Annotated in this window: 12 protein-coding genes; 8 read left to right on the forward strand and 4 right to left on the reverse strand. The window is 56.5% G+C overall.

What is annotated here, in order from left to right; all coding sequences use genetic code 11:
- The first annotated feature begins 38 nt into the window (after positions 1-38).
- Complete coding sequence (locus H151_RS0102440; protein WP_019960038.1) at positions 39-1,763, forward strand: M28 family metallopeptidase; 1,725 nt, start codon at positions 39-41, stop codon at positions 1,761-1,763.
- A gap of 76 nt (positions 1,764-1,839) precedes the next feature.
- Here the strand turns inward: H151_RS0102440 and H151_RS0102445 are convergent, their stop codons facing one another.
- The 3 genes from H151_RS0102445 to H151_RS15240 all read right to left on the reverse strand — a co-directional run bounded on the left by H151_RS0102445 (position 1,840) and on the right by H151_RS15240 (position 5,307).
- Positions 1,840-3,117: a vWA domain-containing protein gene (locus tag H151_RS0102445; protein WP_019960039.1), complete on the reverse strand. Its 1,278-nt coding sequence runs from the start codon at positions 3,115-3,117 to the stop codon at positions 1,840-1,842.
- 80 nt (positions 3,118-3,197) lie between these two features.
- Entirely contained in the window at positions 3,198-4,394 is a 1,197-nt protein-coding gene (locus tag H151_RS0102450) for an LL-diaminopimelate aminotransferase (RefSeq protein ID WP_019960040.1), read from the reverse strand.
- A gap of 142 nt (positions 4,395-4,536) precedes the next feature.
- Complete coding sequence (locus tag H151_RS15240) at positions 4,537-5,307, reverse strand: M48 family metallopeptidase (RefSeq protein WP_019960041.1); 771 nt, start codon at positions 5,305-5,307, stop codon at positions 4,537-4,539.
- Between the two features lie 111 nt (positions 5,308-5,418).
- Here H151_RS15240 and H151_RS0102460 point away from each other — a divergent pair, with 111 nt between their 5' ends.
- The 4 genes from H151_RS0102460 (at position 5,419) to H151_RS0102475 (ending at position 7,786) form a co-directional block, all read left to right on the forward strand.
- Positions 5,419-5,616, forward strand: a complete 198-nt coding sequence (locus H151_RS0102460; protein WP_019960042.1) for a (2Fe-2S)-binding protein — start codon at positions 5,419-5,421, stop codon at positions 5,614-5,616.
- A gap of 134 nt (positions 5,617-5,750) precedes the next feature.
- Positions 5,751-6,230, forward strand: coding sequence for a bacterioferritin (bfr, locus tag H151_RS0102465; RefSeq protein ID WP_019960043.1), 480 nt, complete (start codon positions 5,751-5,753; stop codon positions 6,228-6,230).
- Positions 6,231-6,399: 169 nt separating this feature from the next.
- A complete protein-coding gene (locus H151_RS0102470) occupies positions 6,400-7,185 on the forward strand; it encodes a ZIP family metal transporter (protein WP_019960044.1) in 786 nt (261 codons plus the stop codon).
- Between the two features lie 70 nt (positions 7,186-7,255).
- Complete coding sequence (locus H151_RS0102475; protein ID WP_019960045.1) at positions 7,256-7,786, forward strand: DUF3299 domain-containing protein; 531 nt, start codon at positions 7,256-7,258, stop codon at positions 7,784-7,786.
- Positions 7,787-8,413: 627 nt separating this feature from the next.
- Here H151_RS0102475 and H151_RS0102485 read toward each other — a convergent pair.
- Positions 8,414-9,916: a sodium/proline symporter gene (locus tag H151_RS0102485; protein ID WP_019960046.1), complete on the reverse strand. Its 1,503-nt coding sequence runs from the start codon at positions 9,914-9,916 to the stop codon at positions 8,414-8,416.
- 144 nt (positions 9,917-10,060) lie between these two features.
- On the opposite strand from H151_RS0102485, the gene H151_RS0102495 reads away from it, so the two are divergent.
- From H151_RS0102495 to H151_RS0102505, 3 genes are all read left to right on the forward strand, one after another.
- On the forward strand, positions 10,061-10,504 hold the full coding sequence (locus tag H151_RS0102495; protein ID WP_019960047.1) for a YybH family protein: 444 nt from the start codon (positions 10,061-10,063) through the stop codon (positions 10,502-10,504).
- 120 nt (positions 10,505-10,624) lie between these two features.
- On the forward strand, positions 10,625-11,818 hold the full coding sequence (locus H151_RS0102500; protein ID WP_019960048.1) for an acyl-CoA dehydrogenase: 1,194 nt from the start codon (positions 10,625-10,627) through the stop codon (positions 11,816-11,818).
- 28 nt (positions 11,819-11,846) lie between these two features.
- Positions 11,847-12,623 carry an enoyl-CoA hydratase/isomerase family protein gene (locus H151_RS0102505; RefSeq protein WP_019960049.1) on the forward strand — a complete coding sequence of 259 codons (777 nt, stop codon included), beginning with the start codon at positions 11,847-11,849 and terminating at the stop codon, positions 12,621-12,623.
- Positions 12,624-12,629: the final 6 nt, after the last annotated feature.

Consider the following 12,629-nt stretch of genomic DNA (forward strand, 5'->3'; position numbering starts at 1 on the left):
GATGCACCATAGGGTTAATCGCAATTGGGAGAGCGGCCATGAAACATCTATTTTTAGGCTTGGGCGTGTGCGCCCTGGCCTTGTCAGCCTGCGCTGACCCGGTACCACAAGACTATGCCGATGATGTCCGCGAAGGCGGTCATCAAGAGGCCAATTCCAATTGGCCCCCGCATGAGGAAACCAGCGCCGACATCACCGAAGCTGATTTGCGCTATCGCATCAAAACCTTGGCCGATGACCGCTTTGAGGGCCGTGCCCCGGCATCGCTAGGCGGGGAAGCTGCGGCGCAATGGATTGCCGATGAAATGGCCCGCATGGGCGCTGAGCCTGCGGGCGTAGATGGCAGCTATTTCCAGCCGGTGCCTTTGATCGAGGCCACGCTGGATGTTGGTGCCTCCAGCTATGACATCAGCGTCAATGGCACACCCATGGGTCTGGCCCAGGGCCAGGATGTGGTCTATTGGACAAAAATTCCTGAAAACGAAGTCGCGATTGAAAACACCGATCTGGTTTTCGTCGGCTATGGCGTCGTCGCGCCAGAATATAACTGGAATGATTATGCAGGCCTTGATGTCACCGGTAAAACGGTGGTCATGCTGGTCAATGATCCAGGCTTCGCCCATCCAGAGCGCGATCTGTTTAACGGCAATGCCATGACCTATTATGGTCGTTGGACCTATAAATACGAAGAGGCCGCGCGTCAGGGTGCAGCCGGTGTGATCGTGATCCACCAGACCGAACCGGCCAGCTATCCTTGGGAAGTGGTGCATGGCTCTTGGTCTGGCGCGCAATTCACCCTGCAGCGTGAGGGCGAGCTGACCCTAGCCCCCGTAGAATCCTGGATCCATGTCGATGCCGCCCGCCGCCTGTTCGAAGCCACAGGTCTTGATTTCGAGGCTTTGACGACAGCGGCCTCAGAACCCGGCTTTCGCCCTGTTGAGATGACCGGCGCACAATTAAGCGCGTCCCTAAAAACTGATCTCAACCGCTTGAACTCTAACAATGTTGCCGGGATTATTCCTGGAAGCACTTACCCGGATGAATATGTGCTCTACATGGCGCACTGGGATCATTTGGGTCAGCGTTTGAACTTCGCCGCTGAAGATCAGACCTATAATGGGGCCGTGGATAATGCCACCGGGACCGCAGCCATCCTCGAAATTGGTGAAGCCTTTGCCCGCGGTGAAACCCGCCCAGAGCGCTCTATCATTCTGGTCGCAGTCACGGCTGAGGAATCAGGCCTTTTGGGCTCCGCCTGGTTTGCTGAGACCCCCTTGGTGCCCCCTGCCCAGATCGTGGGCGGCATCAATATTGATGCCATGCTGCCCGTAGGGCCAACAAAAGATGTCATCGTTATTGGCTATGGTGCCTCCGAGCTGGAAGACATTCTACGCGCCGAAGCCGAAGCACGCGGGCGTTATCTGACCCCAGATCCAAACCCGCAGGCGGGATCGTTCTACCGCTCTGACCATGCCAGCTTGGCGCGCATTGGTGTTCCCATGCTCTATGCCGATGGCGGCTTGGACCATGTCGAGCTGGGCCGTGAGCATGGCGAAGCCATCGCCAGTGCCTATCAGGCCGATGCCTATCACAAGCCCGCCGATGAATATCACGAGAACTGGGACGTCTCCGGCTTTGTCGAAGATGCCAGCCTCTTCTACACCGTCGGGGCCGATATGGCGAATTCGCAAGATTGGCCAAACTGGTATGCGGGCAATGAATTCCGCGCGCTGCGCGATGCCATGCGCGCCGATGCAGAATAAGCCTTCCCACACCGCGTAAAAAAAAGGCCTGCCTCTAGGATAGAGGCAGGCCTTTTTCTGGGTCGTCCCAGACCAATTAACTCGTCAAACGGAGGGCATTGATAGACGCGGCAATCGCGGAGAAGGCCGATTTAATATCCAAGTCTTTGACATCGAAATAATGCGCGGGATCCTGTGCACAATCGCGCATCAGATTACGCGCGGTATTGTTGGGCACTTGGAACGCAATGGTAAAGACCTGAATGTCTTCCTCTTTGGCTTGATCACATACATCCAGCATATTCGAACGCGCCGTCGCGGCATGATAGGGGTAATATTGCTGCCACCACCCCCATTGCCACCGGGTACGGGTTTGGTGTGTAGCCTCACCATCGGTCATCACCACCAGGATTTTCAAGGTATCAGGATCATCATAATCGGCGGGGCGTCCGCTAAAATTACCGCCCAACTTACCGCGCCAGCTAGGATCCAGCGCGCGCATGCCCCAGCCTGTGGCCACATCCAGGCCCGTATTTCCGCTCGCACCCAAGGCTGCAATCCGCGACTTCAACGCCGTGGCGTTATTGGTCAGGAACATGGATTCCGCGTTTTGATTGGGACAATAAGCATTGCTGCGCCAGCCAATGATGGGCGTACCTTGCCATTCCAGCATCTCCACCTGGCGCGAAGGCAGCGCAATTACGGTGGGATAGGCAACGCCCATATCGGGGCAGCCGCTATTATTGATCAGCGACAAAGCACCGCCCAAAAAGCCTTGATTGACATCAGCCGGTAAACGCACCCCGCCATTATAAGGGATGATCGAGACGCTAGTACGCTGCGTCGTTTCAGAATTGAGCACCACATCAATAAAGTCCTGGGCCGCTTCACGCAGCGCATTGATCCGCGATCCGCCCATGGAGCCGGAGACATCCAGCACCAAGGCAATTTCGATATTGCGCACCTCTTCTAAGGCCACGGCTTCACGATGCACACGCATGGTCTTCATGCCCATAATGCCCAGCATGATGGTGGGAAGATCAATGGAGGCACTGGCCGTGACACGCCGCGAGTTCACAGCCGTGTTCGAAACAATCGACACCTGCAGGCTGCTCGGGTCAATGTCGGGATATTCTTCCAGCGCGGCGAAGACATAGGCGCGCACGACCTCTTCCGGGTCACGGGTTTGGGTCAGGGATGACGCCGCCAACACACCCGAATCCAGCGCGTTTTGGATCTCCAGCCCGATCATGGTCGAGCGTGTGTAATCCACCGCCCCGCCAACCGCGATCGTTAAAGGCGCAAGGGCAACCGCAAACATCATCGCCACATTGGCGCGTGTGTTTTGGCAGAATTTTTTAAGCGCGGTGAGCATAGCCCCTCCAAAAGTCATACGCTCTGGATTAAGCCACACCTGCCCTTACTAAATCGCGAAAAGATACGGTCAATAAAGCCTTAACTGGCCTTGGCCTGGGCCAGAAACATGCCCTTTAAATTGCGCGCCGCCTGGCGAATACGCTGTTCATTCTCCACCATGGCCAGGCGCACAAAACCATCCCCGCGCTCGCCAAAGCCCAGGCCCGGGGCGACGGCAACGCCCGTGCGCTCCAACAACTGCTTGGAAAACTCAACCGAGCCCAGTTCGCGATAGGCCTCCGGTATGGGGGCCCAGGCGAACATGGTCGCAGGCGGGGTTGGAATATAAAAGCCTGCCCGGCCAAAGCTTTCTACCATCACATCCCGGCGGGCCTTATAAATGGCGCGCACCTCCGCCACATGATCTTGCGGGCCGTCCAAGGCTGCCACCGCCGCGATTTGAATGGGCGTGAAGGCCCCATAATCGAGATAAGACTTCACCCGCTTTAACGCATGGATCAAGCGCTTTGACCCGGCGGCAAAACCAATGCGCCAGCCCGGCATGGAATAGGTTTTCGACATGGAGGTAAACTCCACCGCCACATCGCGCGCGCCCTCCACTTGCAGAATGGACGGCGGCGGACTGTCTTCAAAATAAATCTCGGAATAAGCCAGATCTGAAATGAGGATCAGGTTCTCGCGTTTGGCCAGCGCCACCGCCTCGCGGTAGAAGTCCAAATCCACCACTTGCGCGGTCGGATTGGATGGGAAGTTCAAAATCAGCACCGACGGGGCCGGAATGGAGTGCCGACAGGCATGGGCGGCCTGGCGCAGGAAATCTTCCGGACTGTGAAAGGCCAAGGGACGCACGCTCGCCCCGGCAATGATGAAGCCAAACATATGAATGGGATAAGAGGGGTCAGGACATAAAATCACATCGCCCGGCGCGGTTACGGCCTGGGCCAAATTTGCCAGCCCTTCTTTGGACCCCAAGGTGACGCACACCTCTTGATCCGGGTCGAGATCGACATGAAAGCGACGCTGATAATAGCGCGCCAAGGCCTTGCGCAGCGAGGGGACGCCCTGACTGGCGGAATAGCGGTGGGCGCGCGGATCACCGGCCACCTCTTTCAATTTATCGACGATATGGGCGGCTGGGGGCAGGTCCGGATTGCCCATGCCCAAATCAATGATGTCGCGGCCCTGATGACGATATTCCAGCTTCAGCCGGTTGACCTCGGCAAAAACATAGGGCGGCAACCGTTTTTCGCGATAAAAACTCTGATCCACGCTCATTTTGCGCAATAATCTCTCTATTTAGGTTTGAGACAACACCATATTTGGAAGATTATTCGACTATATCGCGTTTAAAACAAGACAAAAGTGTGCAGTGCACAAAGCTGTGTGTTTTAAGAGGGGTGAAGTTGAGATGCCCCCCCTAATACACCACGCCCGGCGGGGTGAGGCGCATCAGCATGGCGCGCCGGTGGGCATGATCCGGCATCAGGCGTGCCAATAGCGCATAAAACCGGGGGCTATGGTTCATCTCTATCAGATGACAGGCTTCATGCGCGCACACATAGTCAATTAACTCAGCCGGATAGGCCATCAAGCGGGCATTCATTCGGATGGAGCCATCACTGGCGCACGAGCCCCAGCGCCGGTTCTGTTCACGGATATGAAGGGCTGAAACCTCCACGCCCAGACGCTGGGCATAGCTCTCCAGGCGCGGTGCCATATAAGCCAAAGCTTCGCCTTTGCGCCAGCGCATCAAGGCCCGGCGCAAAGTCGCCGCGCGCAAGGGCGTATCGTGTAAGCTCTCATCGTAATAAAGATGCAACTCGTCACCCTGGCGCTCAATCCGGGTGCGCGCCTTGCCATAGGGATGTAAGCGCAAGACCAGAGCCGAGCCTAGATAGCCGATACGCTCGCCATCACGGCCCTCAAACTCATCGGCGCGCGGCTTATCGCGCCATTTTTTTAAATGGCTCAGCACCCAGTCGGCTTTATCCCGCAAGACCCGCTCGCCCTCCCGCTCAGGCGTGCGGGGGGGCAGGATTACCACCAGCCCGTCGGCCCCGATTTTCAAGCCGATCGTGCGCCGCCGGTTGGAGCGTTGCAGCGTATAGCGAACCTGTGTCCCGTGTAGATCTATATCGCGTATCAAAGGCTTGGCCCCATCGCGCTTAATCCATCCCCCGATACCCATACCTTGACTTTACCTTTGGCCTGCACACTGCGGTTGACAAACATTCTCATTCTCAGGCTTAATCGGAATGCGAATGATTAGCGTTTACCGTATCTCTGGACCGAATACCCGATGTATCTGTGTATCTGCAATGCCCTGAAGGATCGAGAGTTCAAAGCCGCCGCGCAAACAGCCGGGGCGCGTGATGTGGTGGGCGCTTTCAAAGCTTGCAATGCCCGACCCAAATGCGGACGCTGTTTAGAAGACGCCGCCGCGATGATTTTAGGCTTGAAAGAGAGCCACCCGGCCATGGTCGAAGCGGCTGAATAAGCCTTTATTTTCTCTAAATCATTCTACTTGCGACAAATAATCAGACACACTCGCGAACATAATCCTTGGCGATTATGACAAGCCGCCTTAGCCTCCCTTTCCAGCCCTAAACCCTTCATCCTTGGGAGGCCCCTATGCAAGGCGACACAACGGTTATTGAGCATCTCAACAAAGCTCTGAAGCTGGAATTGACCACGATCAACCAGTATTTCCTCCATGCGCGCATGTTCAAAGACTGGGGCTTTGCGCGCATTGCCAAGATCGAATACGAAGAATCCATCGACGAGATGAAGCATGCTGATATGCTGATCGAGCGGATCCTCTTCCTGGAAGGCTTGCCCAATGTCCAAGATCTGGGACGGGTTTATATCGGCGAGACCTTGAAAGAATGCCTCGAAGGCGATTTGAAGGCCGAGCGTCACGCCCATCCGGTCTATAAAGAGGCCATCGCCTATTGTGAGAGCGTCGGCGATTATGTCAGCCGTGACCTCCTCACAGAAATCTTGAAATCCGAAGAAGAACATATCGACTTCCTGGAGACCCAGCTGGGCCTAATCGAGAAGATCGGCGAAGAGCGCTATATGCAATCGCAAATGGAAAAAGGCGCAAGCTAAGCCGCGCGTGTTTTTCAAGATCTATCAAGCCCCGGCCCTTTGGGTTCGGGGCTTTTTTATGCACACTTCGATGCCATCGCACTGCACAAAAACGGTGAAAAGCGCTAGGCGGCGGGAATGTTATCATATAACGTGATCGCGTGTTCCTTCAGCCCCAGCATAAGTATCCATGATTTCTCTTTCCGCTTTTGGTCTCGGCTTTGCCGCTGCACTGGTCAGCCTCTTAGGCCTCTTGGCGGTTGCCGTAAAAGCGGGCTGGACACGCGCCCATGCGCCTTTTTTCGCGGTCTTTTCGGGCAGTTTGATCCTGACCCTGGCGGCAACACGCCTGATCCCCGAAGCCCTGGAAGGCGATAATCACGCCCTTTGGTTCATTGTCATCGGCATCACCTTGGGCAGCGGTCTGCAATTCTTGATGCACCGCCAGTTCGGCCAAACGGCAGCGGCGCTGTCCTCGGTCTTGGTGATTGCGCTACACTCTTTCCTGGATGGTGGCATCTTCGTCCTGACCGTGGCCAATGACCCCCATTCGGGTCTGTCCATTGCCAGCGGCTTGATCCTTCACGAATTTCCTGAAGCCGTGATGTGTTTTGTCCTGCTACAGCGTGCAGGGCTTTCCAATCTCAAAGCTGGGGTTTTCGCCTTTATGGCGGCTGGCCTGACCACAACCCTGGGCACGATCATCGCCGATCCGATCGTGCGCGAATTTGACCCCAGCCGCTTCCATGATGCCCTGGCGTTGACCGCGGGCCTACTCATCTATGTCGGGCTCAACCAAATCTTCCACATGCCCAAAAGCGCCAAGGCCGCTCAAGCCCTAGGCCCCATCGCGGCCGGTGTTGCGGTCGCCCTTCTCATGGGATCTGTCCACCACCATGAACACCCGCCTGTCTTAGCGCTTGATTTTTCTCATGCGCCTTCGTGGTATGCCTATTCGGACTGCATACCGCGCTGATCACACGCGTGTGTGAAGCAGGCTAAAGACCATCTTGCCAAGCGCGCACGAAGACGGCAAAAGATAGGATATGAAACATTATATCCTATCTCTCTTCACGGCCTTTGCCCTTATCACCACCCCCAGCCTGGCGCACGAGGACTCCAGCGTCGCTGAGGAACGCTTGGATCTGACCTGGGCCGATTTGATGCCTGAAGGCGCGGCCGAGCGTCTGTCGCAATTGCAACGCATGCAAGCGCTCGCCAATGGGATGGACCATTTCGGCACCGAACGCATGCCTCAGGTGCGCATGTTCGACGTGGTAGAAGAACTCGACGGCAAGCATGTCCGTTTGGGCGGCTATGTTCTGCCGTTTGACTTTGCTCAGGATAATAAAGTTAGTCGCTTTTTGCTGGTACCTTATGTGGGGGCCTGTGTTCATGTACCCCCACCTCCGCCCAATCAGCTGGTTTATGTGCGCACCGAGGAACCTGTTCAGATCGATGGCCTATGGGATCCGGTCTATGTCGAGGGCATTTTACGCACTGAACAGCAAGATAATGATCTGGGCGACACCGCCTACACCCTCGATTTAGTGAGCGTGACCCCTTATCGCCCATAACGGGCGATAAGGCCGACCTTACGCAAAATTTATTTATTAAAATCAATTCATTATTATGAGAACGAATATTCAGGATTAGGGCGGAAAAGTCATAATCTGGTAGAAATCTCGCCCCATCTCATCGCCATAAACTCTAAGTGAGCGTCGTTCATGTCTCGCGCTCATCACCTGGCGATGCCCGATACCCCCGACGGCAGAACCACGTGTTTCTTGAAGGCCCCAGGTTCCCCCTCCCCACCTGGGGCCTTTCTTTATACGGATCACACCCTCAAAGATTAATTCGATTAGCACTAATCTTGCGGTTGTCATGATGGGGTCCGTTAGGATGTATCAGCGCGGCACATCGCTTTGAGGGGGGCGAGGTCCGGCGCGCCCTAACGGATCCCGCCATCCCTACGCAGGGCTTTGAGGGGGGCGAGGACACTCATTCTTAGGCAGGCCGCGCCCTAACGGGTCCCGCCTTCCCTACGCAGGGCTTTGAGGGGGGCGAGGACACTCCTAATATTCGGCGCGCCCTAACGGATCCCGCCGTCCCTACGCAGGGCTTTGAGGGGGGGGGGCGAGGACACTCTTAGGCAGGCCGCGCCCTAACGGATCCCGCCGTCCCTACGCAGGGCTTTAATAGCCTTAGTCTTCAGCAGAAAGACCGAATGCGTCATCGCTTTCACGGCGTTGCCGCACGCCAAACACCAGAAGAAGCGCCGGGATCCAGGGCAGGATCCGCTCAAACGGATCACCCGGTGTATGGGCCATGCGAATAAGCCCCGCCACAAGCCCATCTGCCGACTGCGGCGGCATTGGCATTTGCCCCACCGTGTAGAATAACACCGTCAAATTAAAGCCGAGCAGAATTGAAGCGATAATCGCCCAGCCCTTAGGCTCTACCCCGCACACGCGCGCAATGACCACCGGGCCAAAGGCTGCGCCCAACGCTGCCCAGGCAAATAAGACGCGGGTAAAAATGCTCGCTGGAACGATCAAGGCTAAGATCACGGCAAACACGCATAAAATGGTGATGATCAAGCGCGAGATCAGAACTTCACGGCCCTTAAACAACCTGGTTAAGCCCAGATCATGCGCCCCAGCGGCCCCGGCTGCAATCAAAAGCGAATCGACCGTCGACATCACGGCGGACAAGACGGCGGCAATCACCAAGCCGCTTAAGACCACCGGCAACAGCGCCCCGGCCATGACATAAAACAAGGTCTCCCCATCGCCCAGATTGGAAATCAGCGCCCGCCCGGCCAGGGCCAACGCGGCCATTCCGCTAAAGACCAAAACCGCCCACAGCATGGCAATGAAGAAGCCCTGCCAGCGCGCCTTCTCATCCTTGACGGCCATCAGGCGCGCAATCAGATGCGGCTGGCCCATAGGCCCCAGGCCGATCGCCATAATGCCCAAGGCAAAGCCTAAAAAGCCAAAGAAGGTCCGCTCGCCAAAGGGATGCAGGTAAGCGCTCGGTTCTTGCGCAGCCAAGGTCTGATAAATCTCAACCGGCCCACCCGCCGCAATCACGGCAATCACCGGCAAGATGATCGCGCTCAACGCCATCAAAGCCCCTTGCAAGGTATCGGTGACGGCCACGGCCCAAAACCCGCCGATAAAGCTATAGATCAAGACAACCACCGCCCCGATGATCAAGGCTTCGGTCTGGCCCAAGCCCAATTGGGTGCGAAACGCCAACCCGGCCGCGCCAAATTGCGCCGCAATATAAAAAACGAAGGTGAAAAGGATCAAAATTGCGCTGAGGATCGAAATCGCGCGTGCCCACTCTTTACTCACGCCTGCGCCCAGGAAATCCGACAGCGTGAGATGACCACAGCGCGCCGCCTCTTCACGCAGCCGCTCGCCCAGGCCCAGCCACACCGCGATATAGCCGCCCCAAATCCCCGGCACCATCCACAGGGCCGAAACCCCATAGCTATAGACAAAGCCGGTAAAGCCCAAAAGCACCCAGGCCGAAGAGGTTGAGGCTGCATAGGAGAGCCCGGACACCCATGCGCCCAGCCCACGCCCGCCCAGAAAATAATCACTTTCATTCTGGGTCCGGCGCGAAGCCCAAATCCCAATACCAATCAGCGCCAGCTTATAAATGACCAAGCTTAGAATGATCACAAAACTATGTGACATGCTGCCCCTTTCGCTGCGCGCCCGCCCTTTTGACAAGGATCAAGCGCGTGCGCCCCTTTATGGTTTGGACAAGTCTTAACCTGACTTGACCGCGATGGCGAGTGCCCGTCTAACTCATCGCTTAAGAAAAGAGGGATGTAGACCATGTCGATACTGCTCAGCGTTCTGGTGCTCGCGCTTTCAACCCCGCCCAACGATGCGGCCCAAGATGAGGCCAGCGAAACGCGCGCCATCGCCAGCGTGATCGAAGCCCAGCGTAGCGCCTGGAATGACGGCGATGTGGAGGGCTATATGCAAGGCTATTGGCAGGATGAAGCCTTGCGCTTTGCCTCTGGCGGTACAATCACTTATGGCTGGCAGCAAACTTTGGATCGGTATAAAGCCCGCTACAATACGCGCGAAGCCATGGGCCATCTCGACTTCACCGATGTCGAAATTACGCTGATGGATGACGATGATGGCCTGGTGTTTGGCCGCTGGGCGCTGACCCGTGAAGGCGATCATCCTTCTGGCCTTTTCACCTTACATGTCCATAAATTTGACGAAGGCTGGCGTGTGGTGGCCGATCACACCTCCAGCGCGGATTAAGATCGACTGCTTTATCTTGGCTCTGCCCCCTCGCCCTTCGGGACACGGGGCGCTAATTTGCCGACTAAAATATGACTAGCCCCCATGAGAGGGGCCACAGCCAGACCGATGGGGATAAACATGGCCGCGCACGACGCCTCACCAACGATGACGTTTAACTGGGAAGACCCCCTCCACCTCAATGGGCTTTTGAGCGAAGACGAGCGCATGGTCAGCGAGACCGCGCGCCAATATTGCCAAGATAAGCTGTTGCCGCGCGTGGTGGACGCCTATGCCCGCGAGCATTTTGATCGCGAGATCATGAATGAGATGGGCGAGCTGGGCCTTCTGGGCTCCACCCTACCGGGTGAATATGGCGGGGCAGAGCTTAATCATGTCGCCTATGGCCTGATCGCACGCGAAGTTGAAGCGGTAGACTCCGGCTATCGCTCCGCGATGAGCGTTCAATCCTCCCTCGTCATGTACCCCATCTATGCCTTTGGCAGCGAAGAGCAGCGTAAAAAATACCTCCCCAAGCTCGCCAGCGGTGAATGGGTCGGCTGCTTTGGCCTGACTGAGCCCGATGGCGGCTCAGATCCGGGCGCGATGCGGACCACGGCGAAAAAGGTCGATGGCGGCTATATCCTCAATGGCGCAAAAATGTGGATCACCAATTCACCGATCAGCGATCTGGCTGTTGTCTGGGCGAAGCTAGACGGCAAAATCCGCGGCTTCGTCGTTGAAAAGGGCGTCAAAGGCTTTGATTGCCCGAAAATCGAAGGCAAGCTGTCGCTACGCGCTTCGGTGACGGGCTCCATCTCTTTGAATGATGCGTTTGTGCCTGATGACGCGATCCTTCCCAATGTTGAAGGGCTTCGCGGACCCTTCTCATGCCTTAATAAGGCCCGCTATGGCATCGCCTGGGGTGCGATGGGCGCGGCTGAGGCCTGCTGGAAGGGCTCACGCACCTATGCGCTTGATCGTGTGGTCTTTGGCAAACCTATCGCAGGAACGCAACTGGTTCAGAAAAAGCTCGCCGACATGCAGACCGAGATTACCTTGGGTCTGCTGGGCGCGCTACAATTGGGCCGCCTGCTTGATCAAGGCGCTTGGGTGCCCGAAGCCATTTCCATGATGAAGCGCAATAATTGTGGCAAGGCGCTGGCCATTGCCCGTGAAGCGCGCGACATCCATGGCGGAAACGGGATTGCCGGAGAATATCATGTGATCCGTCATGCGATTAACCTGGAAACGGTCAACACATACGAAGGCACCCATGATGTGCATGCCCTGATCCTGGGCCGCGCGCAAACGGGCCTGCAAGCCTTCGCCTGACGACTTCGCGGACATAAGGACGGCCATCATGACGGATATCGAAGGTTTTGCCCTACGCCATGATGGCCCGATCACCTTTCTAAGCCTGGACCGCGCTGCGCATAAAAACGCCATTCCCGAAGCCATGTGGCTGGCGCTGCCAGGGCTTCTTACCGATCTGGCCGCACGCCCAGCCTGCCGGGTTCTGGTGCTGGAGGCCGAAGGCGATGTTTTTTGCGCCGGGGCCGATATCCGTGAATTTGCCAGCGTTTATGAAACGCCCCAGCGCGCCGCACGCTATTCGGCGGCCATTCGCGATGGCCTGAACGCGCTAGAAGCTTTCCCCCATCCCACCATCGCCGCCATTCAAGGGCCTTGCGTGGGCGGGGGGGTCGCGCTGGCTTTATCCTGTGACATTAAATTTGCCAGTGACACGGTCCATTTCGCAATCACACCGGCCAAGCTGGGTTTAACTTATCCCTTTTCGGATATTGCGCGATTAGCGCGCTGCGTCGGCCCCTCGCGGGCGAAAGATCTGCTTTTTTCCGCGCGTAAAGTGTCCGCCACTGAGGCTCTACACCTCAATCTTATTGACTATTGCGTCTTAAAGTCCGAATTAAAGAACCGGGTGGGTAGCTACGCTATAACATTGAGTCAAAATTCTGCTCAATCGCTCAGCGCCATGAAAACGCTGATCGCATGGGTGGGCCAAGGCCAATGTATAGAAAGCGATGAAACGCGTCAGATTTTTCAAGACGCGTTTTCGAGTGATGATTTCAAAGAGGGCTATCAGGCCTTCTTGGACAAGCGCCCCCCTAAGTTTTGAGTTTTC

The organism is Woodsholea maritima DSM 17123, assembly GCF_000382325.1.
In the GTDB taxonomy this organism is placed as follows: Bacteria; Pseudomonadota; Alphaproteobacteria; order Caulobacterales; family Maricaulaceae; genus Woodsholea; species Woodsholea maritima.

Bases quoted from the DNA above. Each gene is read 5' to 3' on its own strand.
- H151_RS0102470 (WP_019960044.1), top strand. From the start codon at position 6,400: ATGATTTCTCTTTCCGCTTTTGGTCTCGGCTTTGCCGCTGCACTGGTC.
- H151_RS0102440 (WP_019960038.1), top strand. From the start codon at position 39: ATGAAACATCTATTTTTAGGCTTGGGCGTGTGCGCCCTGGCCTTGTCA.
- H151_RS0102460 (WP_019960042.1), top strand. From the start codon at position 5,419: ATGTATCTGTGTATCTGCAATGCCCTGAAGGATCGAGAGTTCAAAGCC.
- H151_RS0102485 (WP_019960046.1), bottom strand. From the start codon at position 9,916: ATGTCACATAGTTTTGTGATCATTCTAAGCTTGGTCATTTATAAGCTG.
- H151_RS0102450 (WP_019960040.1), bottom strand. From the start codon at position 4,394: ATGAGCGTGGATCAGAGTTTTTATCGCGAAAAACGGTTGCCGCCCTAT.
- H151_RS0102475 (WP_019960045.1), top strand. From the start codon at position 7,256: ATGAAACATTATATCCTATCTCTCTTCACGGCCTTTGCCCTTATCACC.
- H151_RS0102500 (WP_019960048.1), top strand. From the start codon at position 10,625: ATGGCCGCGCACGACGCCTCACCAACGATGACGTTTAACTGGGAAGAC.
- H151_RS0102445 (WP_019960039.1), bottom strand. From the start codon at position 3,117: ATGCTCACCGCGCTTAAAAAATTCTGCCAAAACACACGCGCCAATGTG.
- H151_RS0102495 (WP_019960047.1), top strand. From the start codon at position 10,061: ATGTCGATACTGCTCAGCGTTCTGGTGCTCGCGCTTTCAACCCCGCCC.
- H151_RS15240 (WP_019960041.1), bottom strand. From the start codon at position 5,307: ATGGGTATCGGGGGATGGATTAAGCGCGATGGGGCCAAGCCTTTGATA.
- H151_RS0102505 (WP_019960049.1), top strand. From the start codon at position 11,847: ATGACGGATATCGAAGGTTTTGCCCTACGCCATGATGGCCCGATCACC.
- bfr (WP_019960043.1), top strand. From the start codon at position 5,751: ATGCAAGGCGACACAACGGTTATTGAGCATCTCAACAAAGCTCTGAAG.